A 26117-nucleotide genomic window follows, 5' to 3' on the forward strand; every position below is an offset into this window, starting at 1 on the left:
TCAAACGCTCGCGTCTTGGAAAGAAGTTCGATGGGTTGCTGCAAGCGTGAGCCTGCCGGTGGTGTCCAGCAGCGGCGTCAGCGCCCCATATCCGGGGATCGTTGGGTGCGGTGTCCTGGCGACATGTGTATGCGTGGCCGTTATCACCATGACCTTGGCACCGGCCGCCTCCGCCGCCTGGATGCCGGCGGGTGCGTCCTCGAAAACAAGGCAGTCCTGCGGCTTCTGGCCAAGGCGTTCGGCGGCGAGCAGGAAGCAGTCCGGCGCCGGCTTGCCGTTGACGACATCTTCCGCGGTGATCATCAGCCGGGGCAAAGGCAGGCCGGTGGCCTCCAGCCTGCGCAGCGCCAGGCGTCGCGGCGAGGAGGTGACGATGGCCCAACGCTCAGGCGGCAATGCGCCGAGGAAGGCGGCGGCGCCCGCAATGGCCTCGACGCCGTCGACATCGTCCAGCTCGGCCTGGGTCAACGCCTCAACCTCTGCCATCACGTCGACGCCGGGCAGGTTCAGATTGCGAACCGTCTCGACCGCGCGCACGCCGTGAATGGTCGGCAGGAAGGTTTCGACATCCAGCCCATGTTTCAGCGCCCACGCCGCCCACACCCGCTCGGCGGAAGCGATCGAACTCAGGATCGTGCCGTCCATGTCGAACAGGAAAGCGCCGAAGGCGTGGTCTGGGAAGGGCAGGGTCGTCAAGCGCGTAGCCTTTCGTTTTCAGAGTCCCACAAGGGCTTGTCTTCCTGGACCGCGGCCTTGAAGCGCTCGCCGAAAATCTCGACTTCGACAACAGTGCCCGGCACGGCCAGATCGGCGCGCACCATGCCAAGCGCGATGGATTTGTCCACCCTGTAGCCCCAGCCGCCCGAGGTGGTTTCGCCGACGATGGTCCCGCCATGCCAGAGCGTCGACATATAGGGCGCGTCGCAATCGCCGGGATTCTCAACGACGAGCGTGACGAAACGTTTCTTCACGCCCTGCTGCTTTTCGTTGAGCAGGGCGGCCTTGCCGCGGAATTCCGGCTTGTCCCATTTCACGAAGCGGTCGAGCCCGCCCTGCAGCACGGTGTAGTCGGTGGAAAGATCGCCCTTCCAGGCGCGGTAGCCCTTTTCGAGGCGCAGACTGTCGAGCGCGTACATGCCGAAGGGTTTCAGCCCGTGCTTTTGGCCTGCGACCCAGACGGCATCGAAGATGGCCGCCGTATCCTCGATCTTGGTGTGAATTTCCCATCCGAGTTCGCCAGCGAACGAGACCCGGACGAGCTGACACCAGCGGCCAGCGATCTGGCAGGACTGGTGCGACAGCCAGGGCAAGGACAGGTCGGCGTCAGCAACCGCAGCCAGGATGGCCCGTGAATTCGGCCCGGAGAGGATTTGGCAGGAAAATGCTTCCGTCATGTCTTGCAGCGCAATTTCCGTGGCTTCGGGAAGCTGCTTCGACAGCCACTCGAAATCATGCAGTTGCGCCACGGCGGCGGTGATCAGGAAGAAGGTATCTTCCTCCAGCGCCATGATCGACATCTCGGTGACGATACGACCATTGTCGTCGGCGAAATAGCCGAGACCGATGCGACCAGATTTGGGCACCACGCCGGTGATCAGGGTGGAAAGCCAGGCACGAGCGCCAGCGCCCTTGAGGCGGAAGCGGCTGAAACCCGGCAGATCCAGAATGCCGGCGGCGTCGCGCACGGCCAGGCATTCCTCGCGGATGCGCGGTTCCCACGGTCCGGAACGTGCGAAGGTCTGTGTCGAGTCCTCCGACGTGTCGTCGCCCGGCCGGGCGTACCAGGTGGCACGTTCCCAGCCATTATAGGCGCTGAACTGCGCGCCCATCGCCTTCAGGCGTTCGTGCAACGGCGAAAGCTTGCGGTCGCGCACTGCCGGCCAGACATGGCGCGGGAACTGGATGGCATATTCGTGCCCATACACTTCCATGCCCTTGGCGACGGCGTAGTCTGGCGCCGATCCAAAGGCGGTGAAGCGGCGCGGGTCACAAGACCACATGTCCCACTCGGTCTGCCCTTCGGTCACCCATTCGGCCAGCACCTTGCCGGCGCCGCCGGCCTGGGCGATGCCGAAGGTGAACACGCAAGCCTCGAACGCGTTGGGCACGCCGGGCATGGGCCCGAGCAGCGGATTGCCGTCCGGCGCGTAGGGGATCGGGCCATTGATGACCTTCGAAAGGCCTGCAGTGCCCAGGATTGGTACGCGTTCGATGGCATCGTTCAGGTACCATTCCAGCCGCTCAAGATCGTCGGGGAAAAGCTGGAACGAGAAGTCGGCCGGCATCGGATCGGTGGGTGTGGCCCAATGCGCGTGGCAGTTGCGCTCATACGGGCCGAGGTTCATGCCGTTCTTTTCCTGGCGCAGATAGTAGGAAGAATCGACATCGCGCAGCAACGGCAATTTGTGTCCTGCTTCCCTCGACCAGGCGGCAAGCTCGGGAATTTCCTCGAAGAGGATGTATTGATGGCTCATCACCATCATGGGCACATCGCGGCCGAACATCTTGCCGACTTCGGCTGCGCGGTAGCCGGCGGCGTTGACGACATATTCGCAGCGGATTTCGCCTTGTTCGGTCGCCACGACCCATTCGTCGCGATCGCGGCGCACGCCCGTCACCGGGCAAAAGCGGATGATTTTGGCACCCTTGTCGCGCGCGCCCTTGGCCAGCGCCTGGGTGAGCTGGGCGGGGTCGATGTCGCCGTCATTGGGGTCGCAGAGCGCGCCTTTCAGCTCGTGCGTCTCGATGAAAGGATAGCGTGCCTTGATATCGTCGGTGCCGATGACCTCGATCGCCATGCCCTGGTAGCGGCCCATGCCTTTGGCGCGCTGGAACTCCTGCATGCGCTCCTTGCTGTGCGCCAGCCGGATCGAGCCGGTGACGTGATAGTTCATCGGATAATCGACCTCGGACGCCAGCCCCCGGTAGAGCTCGGTCGAATAGCGCTGCATGTTCATCAGCGACCAGGAGGACGAGAAGGTCGGCACGTTGCCGGCCGCGTGCCAGGTCGAACCGGAGGTCAGCTCGTTCTTTTCGAGCAGGACGCAGTCCGTCCAGCCGGCCTTGGCCAGATGGTAGAGGGCCGACACGCCCACCGCGCCACCGCCGATGATGACCACGCGCGCGGTCGTCGGAATTCCGGCCATTTTATCCCTCCCCAATTTCCTAGCGCATCGTGCTTACCGAAAATCGGAATCGATTTTCGGTAAGCACGATGCGCAACTACAAAGTGCTAGAGCGTCCTTTGCGCGTCCGAATGGACGCGCGGCGCTCTAGTAGACCGGCGGCGAAACGACCCAGATCACCACGGCAGGTACCGTTCCGGGGTTCTTCCAGCGGAACGGCTTGCCGGCAAAGCGGAAACTGTCGCCTTCGCCAAGCCTGTGCCAGGTGCCGTCAATCTCGATCTCGAATGTGCCGGCCACCACGTAGCCGGCTTCCTCGGTCGGCCTGAGCGCGGCCTTCTTCAATTCCGCGCCAGGCGCGAATTCCGAACGCAGCATCTCGAAACTGCCGCCGAGATCGGGCGACAGCAGCTCTTCCACCAATCCCGAATCGCTGGTACCGAGCGAACGGCGACGTCCGGCGCGCACGACCACGCCGCGTTCGTTCTCTTCCGGCACGTCATGGCTGAAGAACAGGCTGAGCGGCACGTCGAACAGGTCCGCCATGGCGCGCAGATCGCCGAGCGAAGGAACCGAAAGGCCGCGCTCAACCTGGCTGACCCAACCGACCGAGCGGCCGAGTTTCAGGGCGATCTCGGTCAGGGTCAGACCTCGCGTCTTGCGCAGCGCGCGGATGTCGGCCGCGAGGAAACGCTCGCCGGTTTGCGCGTCGGATTGGGCAGCGGGTTCGGTCACGTCTTGCGGGTCCGTGAAAAAATCAAGCAGAATTTCATGTGATGCCAAGCCCGTGAAAAGATCAAGGGTGATCTCATGGTCCAGACAAAATTGCTTGCGGTATTTTTGCGGTTCATGCAAAGGCACCGCAAACAAGCGGCGTGGAATTGGGGGACGCGCCGCCGAAATCCTGCGTCGAAGAGATTGCCATGCTGGCACCGGAAAGCAGAACCCCGAAGTTGGACGAAACCGCGCTCGTGGACGAGGCGATCGTTTCGCGCCGGTCCGTGCGCGCTTTCCTGCCCGACCCTGTCGACGATGCGGTCGTCCGCGACATCCTGTCGGTGGCCTCGCGCGCGCCCTCAGGCACCAATATGCAGCCGTGGAAGGTCTATGTCGCCAAGGGCGACGTGAAGCAGCGGCTGAGCGACGCGATCCTCAATTCAGGCATTCGCGCCGAAAAGGCGGAATGGGACGAATATCGCTATTATCCCGACCAGTTCTTCGAGCCTTACCTGACGCGACGCCGCGCCAACGGCTTCGGCCTCTATGGTGTGCTCGGCATCGGTCGGCGCGAGGTCGACAAGATGCGCGCCCAGCACGACCGCAACTTCGTCTTCTTCGACGCGCCGGTCGGCATGATCTTCACCATCGACCGGCGGTTGAACCAGGGTTCCTGGATCGACTACGGCATGTTCCTGGAGAACATCATGATCGCAGCGCGGGCGAGGGGATTGCACACCTGCCCGCAGGCGGCCTTCGCGCCTTACCACCGGCAGATCCGGCCGGTGCTCGACATCTCCGAGGAGGAGATCGTCGTCTGCGGCATGGCGCTTGGTCATGAGGACACGTCCAAGCCCGAAAGCACCTTCCGCACCGACCGCGCCCCGCTCGAGGAGTGGGTGAAGTTCGTGGAGTGAGGCAGTCGGCAATAGGCAGTCGGCAGCTGTGTGTTTCGGCGACAGTTCTTGCACTGTCTAAGTTCTGAGATTTTCCGACTGCCGACTGCCGACTGCCGACTGCCTACTCATTACTCACCGACCCATGCCCGCTGACATGGGCGCCGTCTTTCGGCGTCAGATGGCGGTAGGCGAGCAGGGCGCACAGTGTCACCAGGCCTTCGATGACGAAAAGCACGCGGAAATCATTCACCGAGGCGTGGCCTTCGCTGCCGGCCAGCAATGACAGCAAGGCGGCGGCCGCGCCGACGCTGATTGCCACGGCAAGCTGCCACAGGATGTAATAGAGCGCGCTGAAACGGGCGAGCTGTTCGGGCTCGATGTCGGCATAGGAGAGATTGCCGGTCGATGCCCATTGCGCCGAGCGGAACACGCCGAAGATGAAGATATAGGCGAGCACGATCCACACTGGTGTCGTGACCTGGATCAGCGCGAAGCCGGCGACCAGTGCCGCCACGATCGGCGTGTTGAAGACCAGCACGCGGCGGAAGCCGAAACGCTTCAACACGGCCGGCATGACGAAGCGGGTCAGCAGCGAGCCGACGGCAGCGATGAAGGTCAGGGAACCGGCCTGCACCGCGCTCATGCCGAAGCCGAGCTGGAACATCAGCGGCAGGAGGAACACGACCGAGCTCAGGCCGATCGTGTCGAGGCCGCCACCGGTGAGGAACGAGATGCGGAAGGTGCGGATGCGCAGCAGTCTCAGGTCGAGTACCGGGTTGCGCGCCCGCAGCAGATAGAAGATGGCGAGGCCGAGCAGTGCGACGGCGAGCAGGACTTGCCCGGCGATCAGACCGGCCGCCATATCCTTGGCGGCAAGCGAATCCATGCCGAGCACCAGAAGCACCATGCCGGCTCCCACCAGCATGAAGCCGGGGAAATCGAATGGCGTTCGGATCGGTTTCCGGGATGCCGGGAACAAGGCAGCCGCCAGCACCAGCGCGGCGAGCGCCAGTGGCACGTTGATGAAGAAGATCCAGCGCCAGGAAATGTAGGTGGTGAGCGCGCCGCCGACGAGCGGTCCGACCAAGGGCCCCGACTGACCGGCCAGCGAGATATACATGTTGATCTTCAGCGTGCGGTTGCGCGGAAAGCTCTGCAGCACGACGATCTGGCCGAGCGTACCCATCAGCGCGCCGCCAAAACCCTGCAAGGCGCGCGCGCCGACCAGCGTCCACATTTCGTTGGCGATGCCGCACAGCGCGGAGGCCACGCCAAAAATGACGAGGGCGAAGCAATAGGCATTGCGCAGCCCAAAGCGGTCGGCCGCCCATGCCCCCACCGGCATCATGATGATCAGACTGGCGACATAGGCGGTGACCAGAAGGCCGAGCTGGCTTGGCGGCCGGGCCAGCGTTTCGCCAATACCGGGAAGGGCGGTGACCACGACATTCTGGTCGAGGCTGGTCATGAAGACGCCACAGGCAACAGTGACCGGAATGAGCGACGAGACGCTGTCCGGTGGGGCGACGCGGCCGGTTGCGGTCGCGGAAGGCTGTGCATCCATGGGTAAAAGAAGTCGACGTATCGGCCGTTTTCAGTCAATCGACGGCGGCCGAAACCATCGATTCTCTCGGGCGACTATCGAGCCAGCCCCCATTTGCCTCAAGCAGCAGGACCGGCTCTTCGTAAGGCCAGTTTAGGGTCGTCCGAGGCGGTTTTAAGGCTATCGCCGCGGCATATGGGCCATGCATTCAAGTTCGAGCCGAGCGCCGAGCGCGAGACCGTTGGCACCGAAGGCCGAGCGCGCCGGAAGCCTGTCCGGGTCGAAATATTCGAGATAGACCCGGTTGAAGGCAGCCCATTGCGACATGTCGGCCAGCATGACCGTGCATTTGAAGATGTCGGCGAAGGTGAGGCCGTTTTCCTTGAGCACGGTCTCGATGTTCGCCATCGTCTGGCGTGTTTCGGCCTCGATACCGCCCGGCACCAGTTCCAGCTTGCCCGGCACATTGCCGAGCGCGCCCGACAGATAAAGCACGTCGCCGACGCGCACGGCCTGGCTGAAAGGCAGCCTGGCGGCCTTGGCGGCCGGTGAATTGATGAATTCCATCACGTGCCTCCCCTTCGACGGTCGGTTCAGGCTACCTCGTAACCGACTTCCTCGGCCGCATGGCCGAGCGCTTTCCAGAAGGAGCGCGCGAAGGAGCGGAAGACATAGAGGTCGAACCTGTCGCCGCCAGTCCGCTGGATCTGGGCGAAGATGTCGTGATGGGTGGTCGAGCGCGCCGCGCCGACCGGGAAGGCTGGCAAGGCGAAATCGAGCGCGAAGAATTTTGCCAGCACCCATTCGGCCTCGGGGCCTTCGATGCGGATGGCGGTGCGGCCATGCGACAGATCGGTCACGGTGCCGATCGCCGGGGTCATCGCCTTGGCGAAAGCGGCGGCGAGGCCTTCTTCCTCGTCAACCACGGTAAATTTGCCCGGCGCAAAGCCGAAGACCGCCTTGGCGCCGTTGACGACACCGCCGCCGGCGCCATCCGGCAAGGCGAGGCCGGTCACCTTGCGGATGGCGGCGATGGCTTGCCGTTCCTCGCCCGGCCAGGCGGCTATCTGCACGATGGAGCCCGGCCGCGTCTCGGAAAGGATGACGCCGACGCCATCCTCGAAACGGCCGTGCGAACCCAGTCGATAGGCCGGTTCCAGCGGTGAAAGGCGCTCAACCATGCATGCGGCTCCCTTCCGGGTCGAAGAAGTGGTGGCTGACGATCTCGACCGGTCCGAACCGCTTGCGCAGCGGGTCGGAGACGAAGGCGCGCATGCCATGGCGGCTCTTGCCGCCCTGGACGAGCGCCAGGGCGATGTATTTGCCGAGCGCCGGTGCGTAACAGCAGGCGGTGATATGGCCGATCGAGCCGTGCGGGTTGTTTTCGTCCAGTGCTTCCACGATGTGGCCGCCGCCATTGAGCGGTCGGTTGTCTAGCGCGACGATGCCGACAAGCTGCAGCCTGTCGGCGGCAACCAGACCCTCGCGTTCCATCGTGGCGGAGCCGATGAAGGGTTTCTTCTTCGACAGCATCCAGCCGAGATGCAGGTCGCGTGCGGTGGTGCGGCCGTCGATCTCGGCACCGGTGACATGGCCTTTTTCGATGCGCAGCGTGCCCAGTGCCTCGAGCCCGTAGGAGACGAGGCCGAAAGGCTTGCCGGCCTCGATCAGCGCTTCCCAGACGTGAGTGCCGTGGCCGGCGCCGCAATAGACCTCGAAGGCCATCTCGCCGGAGAAGGAGAGGCGGCAGATCATCACCGGAACATCGGCGATCTCGCCATGGACGATGCCCATGAAGGGCAGGGCGGCGTTGTCCACCGCCGTACCCTTGACGCAGGCGGCGAGAATGTCGCGCGCCTTTGGTCCGCCGATCGCCGCGCCCGCCCATTCGTCGGTGACGGAGGTGACGGTGACCTTAAGATCCGGCCAGACCACGTCGAGGAAATATTCCAGATGCTGCATCACCTTGCCGGCATTGGCCGTGGTGGTGGTCATCAGGAAATTGTCGTCGCCGAGGCGCCAGGTGGTGCCGTCGTCGAAGGCGACACCATCATCACGCAGCATCAGCCCGTAGCGGGCCTTGCCGACCGGCAGAGTAGAAAAGATGTTGGTGTAGACCCGGTCGAGGAGCTCGGCGGCGTCCGGTCCCTGGACGGCGATCTTGCCCAGCGTCGAGACATCGACGATGCCGGCCGTTTCGCGCACGGCCTTGGCCTCGCGCACATAGGCCTGTTCGACCGTCTCGCCGGCCAGACCATAGATCATCGGCCGGAACCAGAGGCCGGCGGAATACATGGTCGCGCCGTGGGCGAGGTGCCAGTCGTGCATCGGCGTCAGCCGCTCGGGCCTCAGGTCGCCATATCGCTCGGCCGCCAGCGAACCGATCGAGACCGCGGTGTAAGGCGGACGGAAGCGCGTCGTGCCGACTTCCGGGATCGGTTTGCCCAGTGGCTCGGCCATGATGGCGAGGCCCGGCACGTTCGAACTCTTGCCCTGGTCGGTCGCCATGCCGAGCGTGGTGTAGCGCTTGAGGTGCTCGACCGAGATGAAGCCTTCGCGATGCGCCAGGCGCACGTCATCGGCGGTCACGTCATGCTGGAAGTCAACGAAGCTCTTGCCCTCGGCCTTGATCTCGAAAACCGGCGCCGGCTGCGGAGCGACGGACGACGGCTCGACGGCCGGTACCTCGATGGCCGATGCCGCCGCGCCCGCGGCGGCAAGACCGGTCAGATGGCCTTCGACAATCGCTTCCGCCGTCGCGAAGCGGCCGGTACAAGCGCCGGCGCCTGCCCAGTTCTGTGTCGGCTTGGGCGGCAGGAAGGCTTGCAGCCTGTCATCCCATTCGGGTTTCGCGCCGGCCTGGCTGGCGAGATGGAGAACGGGCGACCAGCCGCCGGACATCAGCAGGCCGTCGACATGGATGCTGCGCGCATCGCCGGTCACCGTACCGCTTGCCTGGTCGAAGCGCTGGATCTTGATGTCGGTCAGCGCGCGCCCGCCTTCGGTGGCGACGACCGCGTGCCCGGCCAGCACTTCCGCGCCGCAAGAAGCGGCCAGCCCGCGTGCCTCGTCCGAAATGCCGGAGCGCACGTCGATGATCGCGGTCACGTTCGCGCCGGCCTTGCCGAGCGCGGCAGCGGCCGCGTAGGCCGTGTCGTTGTTGGTGAATAGCGCTATCTTTTCGCCCGGCAACACGCCGAACTGATTGGCGTAGCGCTGTGCCGCACTGGCCAGCATGACGCCCGGCCGGTCGTTGCCTGGGAAGACCAGCGGCCGCTCCAGCGCGCCGGTCGCCAGAACGACCGACTTGGCCCGGATGGTCCAATGGCGGTGACGCGGCTCACCGCGCGCCGCCGTTTCCTTGTGGTCGGACACGCGTTCCAGCGCGGCCATGGTATTGCCGTCGTAATAACCCCAGACGGTGGTGCGCGGCAGCAGTCGCACATTGTTGCGGCCCTTGAGGCCGTTCACAATGTCGTTGGCCCAGTCGGCAGCGCGGGTGCCGTCGATTGTCTCCCCGGACCAGTTGGCGGAACCGCCGAAGCGGGGATCGAGTTCGGCCAGAATGACACGCGCGCCACGGTCGGCGGCCGCCTTGGCGGCCATCAGGCCGGCGGGGCCGGAACCGACCACCAGCACGTCGCAGAAGGCGTTCATGCGTTCGTAGCGGGTGTCGTCGGCGACCGTGCCGGCGCGGCCGAGGCCAGCGGCGCGGCGAATGAAATGCTCGCAGAACATCCAGAAGCGGGTGCCCTTCAGCGGCCCGACCACCGGACCCATGAAGGTCTTGTAGTAGAAGCCGGCGCCGAGCACCTTGCCGGCCAGCTGGTTGAGCGCGCCGACATCCCAATTGAGCGACGGGAAGCGGTTCTGGCTTTCGGCGCGCAGGCCGTCATGGATCTCGATGGCGGTCGCCGGAATGTTGGGTTCGCGCGCGGCTCCGCGCAGCACGGTCACCAGCGCGTTCGGCTCGTCCACGCCGGCACTCAGCACACCGCGCGGCCGGTGGTATTTGAAGGACCGCCCCATCAGCGAGACGCCGTTGGCGAGCAGGGCCGAGGCCAGTGTGTCGCCGGCATGGCCGGTAAAGGGGGCCCCATCGAAGGTGAAGCGGACGGTTTTCAGCCTGTCGATCTGGCCGCCGGCCGTGGTGCGGCGCGGGCTCATGCCTTGGCTCCCGACTTGCGCCGTTCGGTCGAACGATGATGGGCGTCGCCACGCACCGGCACGGCGCTGGAGACATTATGGGTCAGCGTGTTGCGCACCACGCGGATATGGCTGCGGCAGCCGCCGGAATGCTGCCATATCTCGTTGTGGTCGCCGGCCGGGTTCAGCCGGTCGTAGACATATTCATTCCAGGCCTGCATGTCCTGCGAATTGGGGGCGGGGCGCTGGCGGTTGCCATCGCCTTGATAGGTGAATTCGGACACGTCGCGCGGGCCGCAATAGGGGCAAGTGAGAAGCATGGTTTTTCCTGGCGGCCTCTAATGCAGTCGCGGCGTGGCGCCTTGACCCTTCTCGTCGATGAGAATGCCGCGATGGAAGCGGTCGAGGGTGAAGGCGGCGTTGAGTTCGTGCGGTTCGTCGCGTGCGATGGTGTGGGCGAAGCAGAAGCCGGACGCAGGCGTGGCCTTGAAGCCGCCGTAACACCAGCCGCAGTTGAGATACATGCCTGGCAGGGGCCCCGTGGTGATGATCGGCGTACCGTCCATCGACATGTCGCAGACGCCGGCCCAGGAGCGCAGCATGCGCGCGCTGGCGAGGCTCGGGAACAGCGCCAGCATTTCCGACATCACCTCTTCGACGATCGGCAGGTTGCCGCGCTGGGCGTAGGAATTGTAGCCGTCGAGGTCGCCGCCATAAATCAGGCCGCCCTTGTCGGACTGGCCCATGTAGAAATGGCCCATGCCGAAGGTGACGACCGTATCGATGAACGGCTTGAGCGATTCGGAGACAAAGGCCTGCAGCACATGGCTTTCGATCGGCAGCCTGTCGATGCCGGCCAGCTGCATGACGCGGCCGGTGCTGCCGGCGGCTGTGACCGCGACTTTCTTGGCGCGGATTTCGCCGCGCGTGGTGACAACACCGGTGATGCGGTCGCCGTCGCGCAGGAAACCAGTGACTTCACAGTTCTCGAGGATATCGACACCGCGCCGGTCGGCGCCGCGCGCATAACCCCAGGCGACCGCGTCATGGCGGGCGGTGCCGGCGCGCGGCTGCATCAGGCCGCCGACGATGGGGAAGCGGGCGTTTGCCGATATGTCGATCGCTGGCATCAGCCGCTTGATCTCGGCCACCGACATCAGTTCGGCATCGACGTCGAGATGGCGCATGGCGTTGCCCTTGCGGGCGAGGTCGTCGAACTGCGCTGGCGTATGGGCAAGGTTGAGCACGCCGCGCTGCGAGAACATGACGTTGTAGTTGAGGTCGTGGGAGAGGTTCTCCCACAGCTTCATCGAATGTTCGTAGAAACGCGTGTTCTGCGGCAGCAGGTAGTTGGAGCGCACGGCCGTGGTGTTACGCCCGACATTGCCGGAGCCGAGATAGCCTTTTTCGACCACGGCGACGTTGGTGATGCCGTGTTCCTTGGCCAGATAGTAGGCTGTCGACAGGCCGTGGCCGCCGCCGCCGATGATAATGACATCATAAGAGGCCTTGGGTTCCGGCTTGCGCCAGGCCGGCTTCCAGTCCTTGTTGCCAGACAGCGCATTGCGCAGCAGCGAGAAAGCCGAATATTCCGCCATACCAACTCCACCCCCAAACCGCGCGCGGATTCGGGCACCCTATTTTGCAGTAGACTATAGAGCAGGGCGCACGGCCAAAGCCAAGATTGCGCCATGGCTTTTCGACTGGCCGACTCCGGTTGAAATGCCGGTCATGCTTGCCCCGCCCCATTGCCGTCTCTATCAAGGGCGAGATTTCGCAGCCTTGAACGCTGCTTCGCGGGTTGCCGACTTATGCTTTTTCGATTCGTACGCCTTTTCCTGATTGTCTTCCTGACCGTCGCGACATCGGTCGCCGCGTTGGCGCAGGCCGAGATTCCGGCGCTGAACGATAGCCCGCCCAAGGCTGTGCCGGCCCCGCAAGCGGCCCCCGCTCAGCAGCAGCCGGTGACACAACAGGCCACACCGCCGGCCGCGAATGTCCAGCCGGCGCAGGCGGCCCCCGCATCGCAGCCGGGCCCGGCAACGCCTGCCCAGGCGGCGCCTGCCGCTCCAGCTCAGGCTGCACCCGCGCCGCCGCCGGGCGGTCTGGTCGTCGAGCAGCAGAAGGCGTTGAAGTCGCTGGTGACCAAGACCGATGGTCTCGCCAAGCAGATCGAGCAGAATTCCGACGACGATGGCGCGCTTGTCGACATCCGCCTGCAACTCGAAGACCTCGCCCGACAGGCGCTGAATACGGCGACCGTGTTTCGCCCGCGTCTCACCGAGATCGGCAGCAAGCTTGACCAGTTGGGCCCGCCGCCGGCGCAGGGCCAGCCGGCCGAGCCGGAAATCGTTGCCAATGAGCGCAAGGCGCTGAACAACGAAAAGGCCGAGATCAATGCGGTGATCGCGGGCGCGCAGACGCTTTCGTTGCGCATCACGACGATGGTCGACAACATCTCGACGCTGCGTTCGAAGCTGTTCCGCAATCTTCTGACCAAGCGTTACGCGCTGGACAAGGTGGTCAGCAGCGAACTGGTTTCGGACGCCAATTCCGAATTCACCAATCTCTACGCAGCCGTGTCGTCCTGGTTCGGCTTTGTCCTGAAGTTCAAGTATCAGGCGGCCTTGGTGGCGACGATCATGGCGCTGGTGGCGGCGGCCGTGTTGCTGATTGGCGGGCGGCGTCTGTACGGACGGGTGTTCGAGTTCAATTCGAACATCGAGGAGCCCTCCTATCTTTCCAGGCTCTCGCTGGCGTTCTGGTCGACCCTTCTGCCGACATTGGCACTCGGCGTCTTCTTCTTCTCGACCTATTTCTTCTTCGACTACTATGGCGTGCTGCGCGGCGACATCGGCGTGTTCCTGCGCGCGCTGATGTCGGCTATCGGCGTGGCATTCTGCGTCAACCGGCTGACCAATGCGGCGCTGTCGCCGCGCATGCCCAAGTGGCGGCTGATTCCGGTGGAGTCCGGTCCGGCCCGCTGGCTGGTTCGCCTTTCGACGGCCATGGCGGTGGTGCTTGGCATCAACAGTTTCCTCTCCGTCGTCAACGAGCAGATGGGTTCGCCACTGTCGCTAACGGTCGGGCGCAGCTTCATCGCCACGATCATCATCGGGTTGATCCTGATCCTGATGGGGCTGGTGCGGCCCTTCCGCACTCACACCGGCGAATGGCGACCGTGGCCGGTATGGCTCCGGTATCTTGCCTATGCGCTTGGCCTGTTCACCATCATCGCCGCGCTGCTCGGCTTCATCGGCCTTGCGATCTTCCTGTCGATCCAGATCGTTGTCACCGGCACGATCCTGATCACCGCCTATATCGGCTTCCTGTCGGCCCGGGCCATCGGCGCGGAGGGCGGTTTCGCCGAATCCTCGGTCGGCCGCTGGTTTGCCGCCCAAACCAATCTGGAAGACGGCACGCTCGACCAGTTCGGGCTCGCCACCAGCATCGCCATCAACCTCTTGATCGTGCTGGTGTTCCTGCCGCTGATCCTGTTGTTGTGGGGCTTCCAGCCAGGTGACATCCAGGCCTGGGCCTACAGACTGGCCACCGGGGTCAAAATCGGCTCGGTAACGATTTCATTCACCGGCATCCTTACCGGCATTGTCGTCTTCGTCGTCGGTTATTTCGTGACACGCTGGTTCCAGGCGTGGCTCGACGATTCGGTCATGGCGCGAGGGCGTGTCGACACCGGCGTGCGCAATTCGATCCGCCTTATCGTCGGTTATGCCGGCATGGCGCTGGCGGCGCTGATCGGTGTCTCGGCCGCCGGGATAGATCTGTCGAACCTGGCGCTGATCGCCGGCGGTCTCTCGCTCGGCCTTGGTTTCGGCCTGCAGAACGTCGTCTCCAATTTCGTGTCGGGCCTCATCCTCCTTGCCGAGCGTCCGTTCAAGGTCGGCGACTGGATTGTCGCTGGCGATGTCAGCGGTACGGTCAAGAAGATCAGCGTGCGCGCCACCGAGATCGAGACCTTCCAGCGCCAGTCGGTGATCCTGCCGAATTCCAACCTCATCAACAGCGCAGTCGGCAACTGGACCCATCGCAACAAGCTCGGTCGCGTCGAGATCAAGGTCGGTGTCGCCTATGGCTCGGATGTGCGCCGCGTCCACGAGATATTGCTGGAGATCGCGCGCGGCCATCCTCTGGTGCTGAAGAACCCGGAGCCGTTCGTGCAATTCGTCAATTTCGGTCCGAATGCGCTGGACTTCGAAATCCGCATCTTCCTCGCCGACATCATGAATGGTGGCAGCGCGCAAAACGATATCCGCTTCGCCGTCATCGAGGCGTTCACCCGCGAAGGCATCGAGATTCCGTCGGCTCCGCGGCAGGCACAACCCCATATCCACCACGAACCGTGGCCGGTCGACGACGACAAGACCGAGGCGTTGCACGCTGAAAAGGAAGCGGTGAAAGCGGAAGCGGAACGCAACCGCACGAAAGGCCGGCGCAAGCCGCGCAGGCCCGATCCGAACTAGTTTTCCGCCTCTCCAAAGCCAATTGCGGCATGAATGAGGCATTCAGTTGCGGTTCAGCTTGTTTGTCCTATAAGCTTTTCCGCGAAGGCTTGAAACGTCTCGCGTAACGCAACAGAGGCGGTGGAAACACCGGAATTGCAATGTGGAAGTCCCTCATCGCCGCTGCAGCTCTTTTCGCCGCGAGCGGGGTTGGCCATACCGCGAGCGCGGTCAACAAGGACGCCGAGACCCGCACGCTGGTGGTCACGGAAGGCGGTGGCCGGAGCGAGTTGACGCTCGCCGGCGGCGAGACCGTCCAGTTCTGCCCGAACGGCTGCTTCGTCACCTTGCCGAATGGCGACCTGGAAGCGCTGACCGGCTCGGAGACGATCGTGATTTCCGGCGGCGCCGCGACGGTGAAGTAACCGCGAACGAACTGCCGTCGAGAACCAAGGCCGGACATCTGTCCGGCCTTTTATTTTTTGTGGTAAGCTCCATTTAACGATGACTGGCAAAACAGCGTGGTGGGCGCTTGTTTTCGCGGTTTTTTCAGCGTCCGGTAATGTGTCCCGCCACTATATCCGATCCGGGACCGCGAACAGGCGGTCATGGGGTAGGCGGGGCAACACTTTCATGGATGCGCGGTCTGACAGGAACGCAGTGCCACTTGCTGTCGATCTCGACGGCACGCTGCTGGCGACCGATCTCTTGTGGGAGGGGTTGTTCATCCTTCTCAAGAAGAACCCGCTCTATCTCTTCCTTGTGCCGATCTGGCTCGCCAGCGGGCCTGCCAGGCTGAAGCAGGAAATCGCCAGCCGCGTCGATATCGACCCAGCCAGCCTGCCTTATCGCGAGCCGCTACTGTCCAGGCTGCACGCCGAACGCTCGGACGGGCGCAAGCTGGTGCTGGCAACCGGCACGCCGCGCAAGTTCGCCGAAGCGATCGCTGCGCATCTCGGCATTTTCGACAAGGTCATCGCCACCGACGGTGTCGACAATCTCACCTCCGCCAGGAAACGTGCCGCGCTTGTCGCGATCTATGGCGATGGCGGCTTCGACTATGCCGGCAACAGCCGCCATGACCTCGAGGTCTTCGATGCCGCGCGCCTCGCCATCGTGGTTGCACCAGATCGCGCGGCGACGCGCTGGCAGGCCAGAAATGGCGGCGAACTGGTGCGAGGCCCCGAGCGGTCGTTGAAGACTGTTCTCAAGATGCTGCGTGTGCATCAATGGGCCAAGAACGGGCTGATCGCGGTGCCGATGATGCTGTCGGCGGAGTACTTCAACCCGATCATGCTGTGGCAGACCGCCATCGCATTCATCGCGTTCAGCGCGGTCGCCTCCGCCATCTACATAGTCAACGACTTCTTCGATCTGGCGCTCGACCGTCGCCATTCCACCAAGCGCAAACGGCCGTTTGCCGCCGGAACGCTGTCGATCCCCTTTGGCCTCGCTTCGATCGCCGTTCTGGTGACCATCGGTGTCGTCGCCGCCCTGTTCCTGCCTGTCGCGTTCGCCTTTGTCCTGGTCGGCTACATGATCATTACGCTGGCCTATTCGTTGAGCCTGAAGCGCATGCTTTTGATCGACGTTCTGACGCTGGCCGGACTTTATACAGTGCGCGTGCTGGCCGGTGCCGCGGCAACCGGTGTCGAGGTTTCGTTCTGGCTGCTGGCATTTTCGATCTTCTTCTTTCTGTCGCTGGCACTGGTGAAGCGTTTCGTCGAACTGCGTACGGCGCCGCCGCCGCCGGGCGAGCGCATCGCCGGCCGTGGCTATCGTGCCGAGGATCACGACATCATCGCCCAGGCAGGTCTTGCTTCGGCGTTTTCCTCCGCGCTGGTGCTGGCGCTCTACATGGACAGTGTCGAGATGCGTGAGCTATATCCGCATCCTTGGATGATTTGGCCTCTGCCGCCGATCGTTCTTTATCTGACAATGCGCATCTGGATCCTCGCTCGCCGCGGCGAGATGCATGACGATCCGGTCGTCTTCATCATGGGTGACTGGCGAAGCCAGGTCGTCGTCCTGATCGGAGCTGCGCTGCTGGTTGCCGGAGCTTGGCCGAATTGAGCATGAACCGTTTTCAAAGCTTTGGGCGGGTGATCCCGCCGGCCGTAAAGGCCATCACTGCCTCGGAGGCCATCGCGCTTCTGAAAGGTGGGACGGCGCGGCCGGATTCGCTGCTCGCCTATGGCAATGGTCGCTCCTATGGCGACAGCTGCCAGAATGCCGCCGGTACGGTGGTCGATATGCGGCCGATGGGCAAGATCCGTTCCTTCAACGCCGAGAACGGCCTGCTGGAGGCCGATGCGGGCGTTATGCTGGCCGACATCATCGCCTATGCGGCGCCATTCGGGTTCTTCCCGCCTGTGGTGCCCGGCACGCAGTTCGTCACGCTGGGTGGCGCCATCGCGAACGATGTGCATGGCAAGAATCATCATCGGCGCGGCACCTTCGGCTGCCATGTCGAATCCTTCGCGCTGCTGCGTTCGGATGGTCGCGTCCATACCTGCTCGGAAACCCAGAACACGCGCCTGTTCTGGGCGACGATCGGCGGCATGGGGTTGACCGGGCTGATCCTCTCGGCATCGATCCGCCTGATGCGGGTGCCGTCGCTGGATGTGACCGAGACGGTGACGCCGTTCCGCAACCTTGCGGAATATTTCGATCTTGCCGAGGCTGCCGACGCGGCCAACGAATATGCGGTGGCCTGGATCGACCAGCTTGCCGGCGGCCGCAATCTCGGCCGTGGCCTGCTATTTGCCGGCAACCATGCCGATCACGGCTCGCATGCGGCGCAGAAGCCGGGCGGCCGGCTCTCCGTGCCGTTCCAGCCGCCGCTTACCGTGCTCAACCGGCCTTTCCTGAAGGCTTTCAATGCCGCCTACCGCTGGAAGAAGGGCAGGGCTTCCGGCCCGCATATGGTCGGTTATCAGGGCTTTTTCTTCCCGCTTGATGGCGTGCGCGACTGGAACCGGCTCTACGGCCCGGCGGGTCTGTTCCAGCATCAGAGCGTCATCCCCGACGAAGCCGCGCGAGAGGCCGTACCCGCGCTGCTTGCTGCGGCGCATCGGGCCGGGCAGGGCTCGTTCCTGACCGTGTTGAAGCGTTTCGGCGCGATCCGTTCGCCCGGTATCCTGTCCTTCCCGCGCCCTGGCTACACGCTGACGCTCGATTTTCCTAACCGGGGCGGCAAGACATTGGCGCTGCTTGCCGAACTCGACCGCATCACAGTCGCGGCCGGCGGCGCGGTCAACCCATACAAGGATGCGCGCATGAGCGCCGAAACCTTCGCCGCGTCTTTCCCGGACTGGCGGCGGCTCGAAACCGTGCGCGATCCTGCCTTCCTGTCGAGTTTCTGGGCCCGCACCGCATACCGGCTCGGCCCGCAGCGCGGCGGTCTGGCCGAAGCAGCGGAATGACAGAATTCCGATCTGTCGTCGGTAAACAAAGATAAAATTAGACTTGCCTAAAATTACTGGTGCCGTTTCACGAATTCTTTTCGGCTTTATCTTAGACGGGTGACGGGTATTGGGGGTGAAATGAAATACATTGCTTTCATATTATTCACGGTGATGACCAACGCCGCCGCGCAGCTCATGCTGAAGCAAGGCATGATGTCGCTCGGGCCGATTTCATTCGAGGGCGTCAACCCGATCATCAAGCTTTTGCAGATTGTCTTCAGCCCCTGGGTGTTCCTGGGCCTGTGCACCTTCGTCATCTCGATGGCGTCGCATCTCTATGTGCTGTCCAAAGTCGAGCTCTCTTTCGCCTATCCGTTTCTCAGCCTTGCCTATGTCGTGGTCGCGGTGTTCGCCTATTTCGTGTTCCGGGAAGACCTGAACGCCTGGCGCATCGCCGGCATCGCCTTCATCTGCGTCGGCACCGTGCTGATCGCCCAGAGCGGCGGGGCTGATCAGGGGCATGAGCCGGGCGAGGGCGGCAAGGCCACCCAGACCACCTCCCTTTCCACCGACAAGATCAGCGGGACCGTTCGATGAGACATGTGATTATCGGCGGCGACGGCTTCGTCGGCCGCCACCTTGCTCCCAAGCTTGTCGCCGATGGTGAAGAGGTCGTTGTCGCGGACATCGTCAAGAGCGACCTGCCGCACTATCGCGCCGTGCGCCATGTCCAATGCGACGTGACCGACCCGGCCTCGGTGGCCGCGCTCGGCATCAAGGCCGACGACATGGTCTACAATCTCTCGGCCAAGATGCTGTCGCCGATCCAGGTGCGCGCCAAACGCCACGACTTCTTCTATCCGGTGAACTATCACGGCACCGTCAACATCATCGAGGCGATGGACAAGGCCGGTGCGCCAAAGCTCGTGCATTTCACCACCGACATGATCTATGGCCACACGGTCACCCAGCCGATGACCGAGGAACATCCGGTCGCGCCGCTTGGCGAATACGGCATGTCGAAATGGGAGACCGAGCAGCTTGCCGCCGAATGGCGCAAGCGCGGCATGTCGATTTCGCTGTTCCGGCCCCGCCTTATCATCGGTCCCGGCCGTCTCGGCATCCTGGAAAAACTGTTCAAGCTGATCGACTGGAACCTGCCGGTGCCGATGATCGGCTCGGGCCGCAATCCATACCAGTTCATTTCGGTGTTCGATTGTGCCGAAGCCGCACGGCTGGCCTGGAAGGCTGGCGTGCCCAACGAGGCCTATAATCTCGGTTCGCTCAAGCCGCCGCCGGTGCGCAAGCTGCTGGGCGACCTGATCCGCCATGCCGGGTCGAAGTCGATCCTGCTGCCGACGCCTGGCTGGGCGGTGAAACGCACGCTCGACCTGCTCGACCGTCTCAACATGCCGATCATGGATCCCGAGCAATATCTCATCGCCGATGAGGATTGCGTGCTCGACGTGTCCAAGGGCGAGCGCCAGCTCGGCTGGGTGCCGCAATATCGCGACGAGGACATGCTGATCGCCGCCTACCGCGAATACCGGGCCAAGAAGGGCGCTGCCGCGACGGCGGTGAAACACGCGCCCGCCGAGTGAATTTGGCCCGCAAGACCTGGCCGCAACCGGCCGGGCAGGCACCGACAAGGGGGATTTCGAGATGACTGTCATGACCAAGCCAGAACAGGATAATGCCCGCGCCGTTGCAGCCGCGCCGCTTGGCAACACCAGGCGCAAGCCGGAGCTGATCAGCGTCGAGCAGGCAAAGGCGCTGGACGTCGCCCGCATCACCGACCTGTTCAAGGCACACCTCAACCCCGGCCAGCTGCATTTCATGAAGCTGCTCGGCTTCCACAAGGTGAAGATCGAGCGCGCCGAAGGCATGTTCTATGTCGACCAGAACGGCCGCAAGATCCTCGACTTCTTTGGCGGGTTCGGCTCGCTGGCCTTTGGGCACAACCATCCGCGCATCCTCGAGGCGCGCAAGAAGTTCCAGGAGGAGAAGCGGCAGGAGATCGCCATCGCCTTCATGTCGCAATATGCAGCGGCCCTTGCCCACAACATCGCTGCCTGTTCGCCGGGCGATCTCGACATGGTCTTCCTCGGCTCGTCCGGTTCGGAGGCGATGGAGGCGGCGGTGAAGCTCGCCGAGCGCGCCGCCGGCCCGAAGCGGCCGAAGGTCGTCTATGCGGAGAACTCCTTCCACGGCAAGACCAAGGGCGTTTTGGCCATCACCGACGGGTCGCTCTACCGGGCCGACTTCAAGGTGGTCGACAACACGGTTCGCGTGCCGTTCGGCGATATCGATGCCGTCGAGCGGCTGTTCCGCTCCGATCCGGAGATCGGCGTCATCGTGCTGGAGACCATCCAGGGCGGCGGCGGCATTATCCAGGCGCCGACTGAATACTGGCAGAAGCTCAGAGCTCTCTGCGATCAGTATGGCGTGCTGTGGGTGGCCGACGAAGTGCAGTGCGGTTATGGCCGCTCCGGCCGTTTCTATGCTTTCGAGCACCATGGCGTGGTGCCCGATGTGACGGCGCTGGCGAAGTCGCTCGGCGCGGGCAAGGCGGCGGTCGGCGCCATGATCGCCAAACGCGACGTCTACATGAAGGCCTATGGCACGCCGAAGACGGCGATGATCCACGCCATGGCCACCTTTGGCGGCATGGGCGAGGCCTGCGTGACCGCCATCGAAGGCATCAACGTGCTCTACGATGAAGGGCTGATCGACAACGCGGCCAACACCGGCGCCTACCTTCTTGAGCGGCTCACCGCGCTGCGGGAAAAGTATCCGAAGATCATCAAGGATGTGCGCGGCAAGGGCTTCATGGTCGGCCTGGAGTTCCACGATTTCTCGCAGACCTTGCCGATGGTGTTACGCCCGGTGGTCAGCGTGCTGGACGACAAGCTCAAGGGTTCGCTGTCTGGGTTTGTCGGCGCGCTACTGTTGCGCGATTACGACGTGCTGGTCGCCTTCACCGAATACAATCGCAATGTCATCCGCCTCGAGCCGCCGCTGATCTGCCAGTGCGAGCATGTGGACCGTTTCATCGAGGCCTTCGACAGTCTTCTGTCGCGCGGCATCGTGGCCATCGTGAAGGATTTCGTGAAGAGCCAGATGCGCTGATCGCAGTCCGACGGAGGTTGGGAAATGTGAAAGGCCGGGAGTGATCCCGGCCTTTTTCTTTGTCGCGGCGCCAACGACGCAGGTGCGCTGCTTATCCCGGAAACCGAAAGCCGGTCTGGATGCGACAGACGCTTCGCCGCAGGTCAGCTGGCCGGGGCGTTTCGGGGTCCGAGCGCCGTGTCGAATTTCGGGTGGATGAAAGCGTCGTAACAGGCGTCGAGCTTGATGCGGCGATGATTGGTGAGCGCCGGTATGTAGAGCGTGTAGAGGATGCTGTTGTTCGCCGTCGGTGGGCAGGTCGGCAACAGTACCAGGTCCGTATCCGCGACCGCCTGTTCCTCCTCCAAACCGGGCGGCGGCACGGCGCGGCCCGGATCAGCGCCGATCGCCACGTGCAGCGGCGCGGAGCGTTGCATCAGCCAGGGAAACGGATTGACGAAGTTCAGCGACATGATGGTGTCGAAACGGATGCCGGCCTTGGTTTCGATGTCGCGGATCGAACTGATCGCCGTGTCGACAGCGCTCAGATAGCCGATCTGGAAGTCGAAGTCGGAGTAGAGCAGGGGCGTCGGCAGTTCGTAGATGCCGGCGAGATCTTCGTAAAGTTTACGATGCTCGGGATAGAAATGGAGCATATGGTCCGTCCGCGCCTCTATGTCGGGCCGCATGTTGACGGCACCCAGGCTCTTCAGGTTGCGTTCGGCCAGTGGCACGTTCTTGATCGCGCCGAGATAGGTGCGCGCGGCGCGCTCGATGATGCGCACCACTGGCGGCAAAGCCGCGGCGGCGACCAACGAGGTGATGGTCAGCACCAGAACCGGCCGCTCGACGATTCCTCGGGTCTTCATGAGAATGGCGAGCAGCACGGGCCAAAGGAAGATGAAGGCCTGGCTGCCGGTGTTCTGCGTTTCGTAGAGGATGCCGGCGATCAGCACCACTGCCAGCCACAGGCTGTCGCGGGCCAGAACCGATGTCCCCTCGACGGCTTGGGACGCGGTCTTGCGCCATTCCGACCACAACAGCACGAACACCAGTATTCCGGCGGAGCCGACGATGCCGAAGCTCAAGGAAGAGGCTTGCAGAATGCGGGGCAGCAGCGAGCCGCTGTTCAAGCCGATCAGGATCAGGATGTCGTGGATGTAGCGACCGACGAGGCCCGACGACACCTCCATCCCGGCGATGATCGCCATGAAGGCGACCGCGGCGATCAGCGCATCGCGTAGCGCGATACGCCCAGCGACGAGCGCGTAGGCGCAGATCATGCCCGCCGCGAGAAAACCGGTGATCTTCAGAAAGAACAGCGAGCCCATGCAGACAGCGATCAGGCCGACCAGAAGCCGCCTGTCGCGCACGAAGGTGAAGGCCGCCACCAGTACATAGAGCATCTGGCAAGCTTGGCGGTTATAGATGCCGAAACCGTCGGAACCCGGATAGGTGTACATTTCGCGCGTGTTGAAGGGCAAAATCGCGAAGATCAGGAAGGGGATCAGCAAGGCGAACGCGGTGAAACGCGAGCTCCTGTCGACATGCCACACGATGGCCGCCATCGCCGGCGCGGTGATGGCAAGCAGCGACCAGTGCGCGAGAAACACGGGATGGCCTTCCGGAAACAGCGCTACCCAACCGGCGAACAGGTAGTAGCCGAGCGGGCCGACCGGCACGAAGAAGTCGAGGACCGGTACCTGGCCGTCGAAGATGCGGTTGGCGGCGTCATAGTAGATGAAGACGTCCCAATACATCGGGCCGATCGGCAGGTGGACCGGCAGGGCAAGTAAGACGAGGACGACGAGCAGGGCCAGCACCAGCAAGGTGACGGGCGCGGTCAGTACCGACAGGAAAGGCCGGGGGCTTGTCTTGGAGGACTGTTCGAAGGCCACGCTCATCTCCAGTATCCGCGGCGCTCCGGGAAGGAATTCCGGTTCATTCGGCCTGTCTATAAGAAAAATCGAAAACAAGCGTTAAACCGGCCCGGCCGGCGGAGCCAAAAGGACTGGCGCGGTGGCGTCGCGCGGCTTTTTTGCAATGTCGCAAACAGGCTGCAATCGACCGGCGCCGCCCTATAGTGTGCGCGCAATATCATCTCGGAGTCGCGGGCAATGGCAGAGTTTCCGAAAAAGGCGAAGGTTGTCATCATCGGGCTTGGCGGTATCGTGGGCGCGTCGATTGCCCATCATCTGATCGAGCGTGGCTGGGACGACATCGTCGGTATCGACAAGTCGGGTATCCCGACCGACATCGGCTCGACCGCGCACGCCTCGGACTTCTGCTACACGACGAGCCACGACTACCTTTCGGTCTGGACTACCCAGTACTCGATCGATTTCTACGAGAAGATGGGCCACTACGCCCGCATCGGCGGCCTCGAAGTCGCTCGCACCGGCGACGACACCTGGATGGAAGAGATCAAGCGCAAGCTGTCCTCCGCCAAGGCCTTCGGTACCCGCGCACACTATGTTTCGCCGTCCGAGATCAAGGCGATGTTCCCGCTGATCGAGGAAGATCAGGTGATGGGCGGCATGTTTGATCCCGACGCCGGCCTGGTCATCCCGCGCTCGCAGACGGTTGCCGGCAAGCTGGTCGACGCCGCCGAGAAGTCCGGAAAGCTCCAGGTCTTCGGCAACACGCCGGCCACCTCGCTGATCGTCGAGAAGGGCCGCATCAAAGGCGTCGTCACCCATCGCGGCACGATCATGGCCGACCATGTCGTCGTCTGCGCCGGTATATGGGGCCGCCTGATCGCCGAGATGGTCGGCGAGGACCTGCCTGTTATGCCGGTCGATCATCCGCTCACCTTCTTCGGCCCGTACAACGAGTTCGAGGGCACCGGCAAGGAGATCGGCTTCCCGTTGCTGCGCGACCAGGGCAACTCCGCCTATATGCGCGACACCGGCGACCCCAAGACCACCGAAGGCGGCCAGATCGAGTGGGGCTATTACGAGACCACCAATCCGCGTCTCTGCCATCCGCGCGAGATCCTCGAAAAGCACGAGGCACGTCTGTCGCCGTCGCAGCGCGACCTCGACATGGAACAGATCATGGTGCCGCTGGAGCGCGCCATGGAGCTGACGCCGATCCTCGGCGAGATCGGCTACAATGAAAGCCATTCCTTCAACGGCCTGCTTCAGGTTTCCGCCGCCGGCGGCCCGTCCTGCGGCGAGAGCCAGAAGGTGCGCGGCCTCTGGTACTGCGTCGCTATCTGGGTCAAGGACGGTCCCGGTTACGGCAAGCTGATCGCCGATTGGATGACCGACGGCCGCACCGAGATCGACCACAACTCGATCGACTATTCGCGCTTCTACCCGCACCAGCTGGAAGAAAAATTCATCGAGGGCCGCACTTTCGAGGCCGCCCAGAAGATCTATTTCCCGGCCGTGCATACCCGCGAGCCCTACGCCACCGGCCGCAACGTCAAGCGTTCGCCCTTCTACGAGCGCGAGAAGGAACTCGGTGGATACTTCATGGAGCTTGGCGGTTGGGAGCGTGCCCACGGCTATGCCGCCAACGAGCACCTGCTCGAAAAATACGGCAACCGCGTTCCGGTGCGCGAGAACGAATGGGACAGCCGCCATTTCTGGCGCGTGTCCAACGCCGAGCATCTGGCGATGAGCGAGGATTGCGGCATCGTCAACCTCTCGCACTTCCACATGGTGGATATCGAAGGTCCCGACCATGTCGAGCTCTTGGAATGGCTCTGTGCTGCCAAGATCGGCGGCGATAGCAATATCGGCAAGGGCATCTACACCCATTTCCTCGACGACGAGGGCATGGTGCGCGCCGACTTCACCGTCTTCCGCATGGCGGACCGCTGCCGCCTGGTGAACGGTGCCGATGCCGGCCCGCGCGACTTCCACTACATGAAGCGTGTGGCTGAGGATCGCGGTCTCGACGTTACCATCACCGACACGTCGGAAAAATACATCACCATCGGYATCTGGGGACCGAACGCCCGCGAAAACCTGAAGAAAGTGGTGTCCGATCCCGCCGGTCTCGACCAGGAAAACTTCGCCTTCGCCGCGATCAAGCAGATCGAGATCGCCGGTAAGAACGTTACAGCTTTCCGCATCTCCTATGTCGGCGAGCAGGGCTGGGAACTGCACATGAAATACGAGGACGGCCTGGCCGTCTGGGATGCCCTGCGCTCGACCGGCGTCATGGCCTTCGGTGTCGAGACCTACGCCAATTCGCGCCGCATGGAAAAGAGCCTGCGCCTGCAGAATGCGGACCTTCTCACCCAGTACAACCTCATCGAGGCCGACCTTGCCCGTCCGAAGGTCAAGGAAGCCGACTTCCGCGGCAAGGCCAAGCATCTGGAGTACAAGGCGCGCGCCCACCAGCCCGCCATGCTCTGCACGCTCATCATGACCGACAACACCGACGGCAAGGGCGTCAAGCGCTACCCAGTCGGCTCGATGCCGGTCATGGATCCGGAAACCGGTGAGGTGCTGATCGACGAGCTCGGCCGGCGCTCTTATACCACTTCGGTCGCTTACGGCCCGACCATCGGCAAGAACATCGCGCTCGCCTACGTGCCGCACGCTTATGCGCAGGAGGGGCGCAAGCTTCAGGTTGGCTATTTCGGAGAGACCTATCCGGTCGAGGTGGCAGGGGTCGGCTACAAACCGCTCTACGACCCGGAGAATTTGAAGCCGAGAAGCTGAGACCGTCACTCGGCCGCAGCAAACCTTCGAACG

19 protein-coding genes are annotated in these 26117 nt (G+C 63.4%); 9 read left to right on the plus strand and 10 right to left on the minus strand.

What is annotated here, in order from left to right; all coding sequences use genetic code 11:
- The 3 genes from AB4136_RS08430 to AB4136_RS08440 form a co-directional block, all read right to left on the minus strand.
- A complete protein-coding gene (locus AB4136_RS08430; protein WP_024926790.1) occupies positions 1-696 on the minus strand; it encodes an HAD-IA family hydrolase in 696 nt (231 codons plus the stop codon).
- Positions 693-3146, minus strand: coding sequence for an FAD-dependent oxidoreductase (locus AB4136_RS08435; protein WP_137900547.1), 2454 nt, complete (start codon positions 3144-3146; stop codon positions 693-695). The genes AB4136_RS08430 and AB4136_RS08435 overlap by 4 nt, the downstream gene beginning before the upstream one ends.
- A 126-nt stretch (positions 3147-3272) precedes the next feature.
- Positions 3273-3860, minus strand: a complete 588-nt coding sequence (locus AB4136_RS08440) for a helix-turn-helix domain-containing protein (RefSeq protein ID WP_051504891.1) — start codon at positions 3858-3860, stop codon at positions 3273-3275.
- 188 nt (positions 3861-4048) lie between these two features.
- Here AB4136_RS08440 and AB4136_RS08445 point away from each other — a divergent pair, with 188 nt between their 5' ends.
- On the plus strand, positions 4049-4759 hold the full coding sequence (locus AB4136_RS08445; protein WP_024926793.1) for a nitroreductase: 711 nt from the start codon (positions 4049-4051) through the stop codon (positions 4757-4759).
- A gap of 103 nt (positions 4760-4862) precedes the next feature.
- Here AB4136_RS08445 and AB4136_RS08450 read toward each other — a convergent pair whose 3' ends face one another.
- From AB4136_RS08450 to AB4136_RS08475, 6 genes are all read right to left on the minus strand, one after another.
- Complete coding sequence (locus tag AB4136_RS08450; protein ID WP_024926794.1) at positions 4863-6305, minus strand: MFS transporter; 1443 nt, start codon at positions 6303-6305, stop codon at positions 4863-4865.
- A 159-nt stretch (positions 6306-6464) separates the two neighbouring features.
- Complete coding sequence (locus AB4136_RS08455; RefSeq protein ID WP_024926795.1) at positions 6465-6851, minus strand: RidA family protein; 387 nt, start codon at positions 6849-6851, stop codon at positions 6465-6467.
- A 26-nt stretch (positions 6852-6877) separates the two neighbouring features.
- Complete coding sequence (gene soxG, locus AB4136_RS08460; protein ID WP_024926796.1) at positions 6878-7465, minus strand: sarcosine oxidase subunit gamma family protein; 588 nt, start codon at positions 7463-7465, stop codon at positions 6878-6880.
- The gene (locus AB4136_RS08465; RefSeq protein ID WP_137900548.1) at positions 7458-10451 is read right to left on the minus strand and encodes a sarcosine oxidase subunit alpha family protein; all 2994 of its coding nucleotides are present in this window, start codon (positions 10449-10451) and stop codon (positions 7458-7460) included. The genes soxG and AB4136_RS08465 overlap by 8 nt, the downstream gene beginning before the upstream one ends.
- On the minus strand, positions 10448-10750 hold the full coding sequence (locus AB4136_RS08470; protein ID WP_024926798.1) for a sarcosine oxidase subunit delta family protein: 303 nt from the start codon (positions 10748-10750) through the stop codon (positions 10448-10450). Before AB4136_RS08470 ends, AB4136_RS08465 begins: the two co-directional genes overlap by 4 nt.
- Before the next feature lie 18 nt (positions 10751-10768).
- A complete protein-coding gene (locus AB4136_RS08475; RefSeq protein WP_024926799.1) occupies positions 10769-12028 on the minus strand; it encodes a sarcosine oxidase subunit beta family protein in 1260 nt (419 codons plus the stop codon).
- A gap of 213 nt (positions 12029-12241) precedes the next feature.
- On the opposite strand from AB4136_RS08475, the gene AB4136_RS08480 reads away from it, so the two are divergent.
- From AB4136_RS08480 to AB4136_RS08510, 7 genes are all read left to right on the plus strand, one after another.
- A complete protein-coding gene (locus AB4136_RS08480; RefSeq protein ID WP_024926800.1) occupies positions 12242-14911 on the plus strand; it encodes a mechanosensitive ion channel family protein in 2670 nt (889 codons plus the stop codon).
- A 140-nt stretch (positions 14912-15051) separates the two neighbouring features.
- The gene (locus AB4136_RS08485) at positions 15052-15315 is read left to right on the plus strand and encodes a hypothetical protein (protein ID WP_024926801.1); all 264 of its coding nucleotides are present in this window, start codon (positions 15052-15054) and stop codon (positions 15313-15315) included.
- A gap of 208 nt (positions 15316-15523) precedes the next feature.
- A complete protein-coding gene (locus tag AB4136_RS08490; protein ID WP_024926802.1) occupies positions 15524-16963 on the plus strand; it encodes a UbiA family prenyltransferase in 1440 nt (479 codons plus the stop codon).
- Between the two features lie 2 nt (positions 16964-16965).
- Complete coding sequence (locus tag AB4136_RS08495; RefSeq protein ID WP_036254707.1) at positions 16966-18315, plus strand: FAD-binding oxidoreductase; 1350 nt, start codon at positions 16966-16968, stop codon at positions 18313-18315.
- Between the two features lie 120 nt (positions 18316-18435).
- The gene (locus tag AB4136_RS08500; RefSeq protein ID WP_024926804.1) at positions 18436-18894 is read left to right on the plus strand and encodes an EamA family transporter; all 459 of its coding nucleotides are present in this window, start codon (positions 18436-18438) and stop codon (positions 18892-18894) included.
- Positions 18891-19898, plus strand: coding sequence for an NAD-dependent epimerase/dehydratase family protein (locus tag AB4136_RS08505; protein ID WP_024926805.1), 1008 nt, complete (start codon positions 18891-18893; stop codon positions 19896-19898). The genes AB4136_RS08500 and AB4136_RS08505 overlap by 4 nt, the downstream gene beginning before the upstream one ends.
- 70 nt (positions 19899-19968) lie before the next feature.
- The gene (locus AB4136_RS08510; RefSeq protein WP_373426367.1) at positions 19969-21426 is read left to right on the plus strand and encodes an aspartate aminotransferase family protein; all 1458 of its coding nucleotides are present in this window, start codon (positions 19969-19971) and stop codon (positions 21424-21426) included.
- A 143-nt stretch (positions 21427-21569) separates the two neighbouring features.
- On the opposite strand, the gene AB4136_RS08515 is transcribed toward AB4136_RS08510, so the two are convergent.
- Positions 21570-23309: a hypothetical protein gene (locus AB4136_RS08515; protein ID WP_024926807.1), complete on the minus strand. Its 1740-nt coding sequence runs from the start codon at positions 23307-23309 to the stop codon at positions 21570-21572.
- A 213-nt stretch (positions 23310-23522) separates the two neighbouring features.
- Here AB4136_RS08515 and AB4136_RS08520 point away from each other — a divergent pair, with 213 nt between their 5' ends.
- Complete coding sequence (locus AB4136_RS08520; RefSeq protein WP_024926808.1) at positions 23523-26084, plus strand: GcvT family protein; 2562 nt, start codon at positions 23523-23525, stop codon at positions 26082-26084.
- Positions 26085-26117: the final 33 nt, after the last annotated feature.

Origin of the sequence: Mesorhizobium sp. 2RAF21, assembly GCF_052115345.1 — a bacterium.
In the GTDB taxonomy this organism is placed as follows: Bacteria; Pseudomonadota; Alphaproteobacteria; order Rhizobiales; family Rhizobiaceae; genus Mesorhizobium; species Mesorhizobium terrae.

What these genes read in the sequence shown, in the direction of transcription:
- AB4136_RS08435 (WP_137900547.1), bottom strand. Translation starts at nt 3,146, where the DNA reads ATGGCCGGAATTCCGACGACCGCGCGCGTGGTCATCATCGGCGGTGGC.
- AB4136_RS08445 (WP_024926793.1), top strand. Translation starts at nt 4,049, where the DNA reads ATGCTGGCACCGGAAAGCAGAACCCCGAAGTTGGACGAAACCGCGCTC.
- AB4136_RS08450 (WP_024926794.1), bottom strand. Translation starts at nt 6,305, where the DNA reads ATGGATGCACAGCCTTCCGCGACCGCAACCGGCCGCGTCGCCCCACCG.
- AB4136_RS08455 (WP_024926795.1), bottom strand. Translation starts at nt 6,851, where the DNA reads ATGGAATTCATCAATTCACCGGCCGCCAAGGCCGCCAGGCTGCCTTTC.
- soxG (WP_024926796.1), bottom strand. Translation starts at nt 7,465, where the DNA reads ATGGTTGAGCGCCTTTCACCGCTGGAACCGGCCTATCGACTGGGTTCG.
- AB4136_RS08465 (WP_137900548.1), bottom strand. Translation starts at nt 10,451, where the DNA reads ATGAGCCCGCGCCGCACCACGGCCGGCGGCCAGATCGACAGGCTGAAA.
- AB4136_RS08470 (WP_024926798.1), bottom strand. Translation starts at nt 10,750, where the DNA reads ATGCTTCTCACTTGCCCCTATTGCGGCCCGCGCGACGTGTCCGAATTC.
- AB4136_RS08475 (WP_024926799.1), bottom strand. Translation starts at nt 12,028, where the DNA reads ATGGCGGAATATTCGGCTTTCTCGCTGCTGCGCAATGCGCTGTCTGGC.
- AB4136_RS08480 (WP_024926800.1), top strand. Translation starts at nt 12,242, where the DNA reads ATGCTTTTTCGATTCGTACGCCTTTTCCTGATTGTCTTCCTGACCGTC.
- AB4136_RS08485 (WP_024926801.1), top strand. Translation starts at nt 15,052, where the DNA reads ATGTGGAAGTCCCTCATCGCCGCTGCAGCTCTTTTCGCCGCGAGCGGG.
- AB4136_RS08490 (WP_024926802.1), top strand. Translation starts at nt 15,524, where the DNA reads ATGGATGCGCGGTCTGACAGGAACGCAGTGCCACTTGCTGTCGATCTC.
- AB4136_RS08495 (WP_036254707.1), top strand. Translation starts at nt 16,966, where the DNA reads ATGAACCGTTTTCAAAGCTTTGGGCGGGTGATCCCGCCGGCCGTAAAG.
- AB4136_RS08500 (WP_024926804.1), top strand. Translation starts at nt 18,436, where the DNA reads ATGAAATACATTGCTTTCATATTATTCACGGTGATGACCAACGCCGCC.
- AB4136_RS08505 (WP_024926805.1), top strand. Translation starts at nt 18,891, where the DNA reads ATGAGACATGTGATTATCGGCGGCGACGGCTTCGTCGGCCGCCACCTT.
- AB4136_RS08510 (WP_373426367.1), top strand. Translation starts at nt 19,969, where the DNA reads ATGACCAAGCCAGAACAGGATAATGCCCGCGCCGTTGCAGCCGCGCCG.
- AB4136_RS08515 (WP_024926807.1), bottom strand. Translation starts at nt 23,309, where the DNA reads ATGAGCGTGGCCTTCGAACAGTCCTCCAAGACAAGCCCCCGGCCTTTC.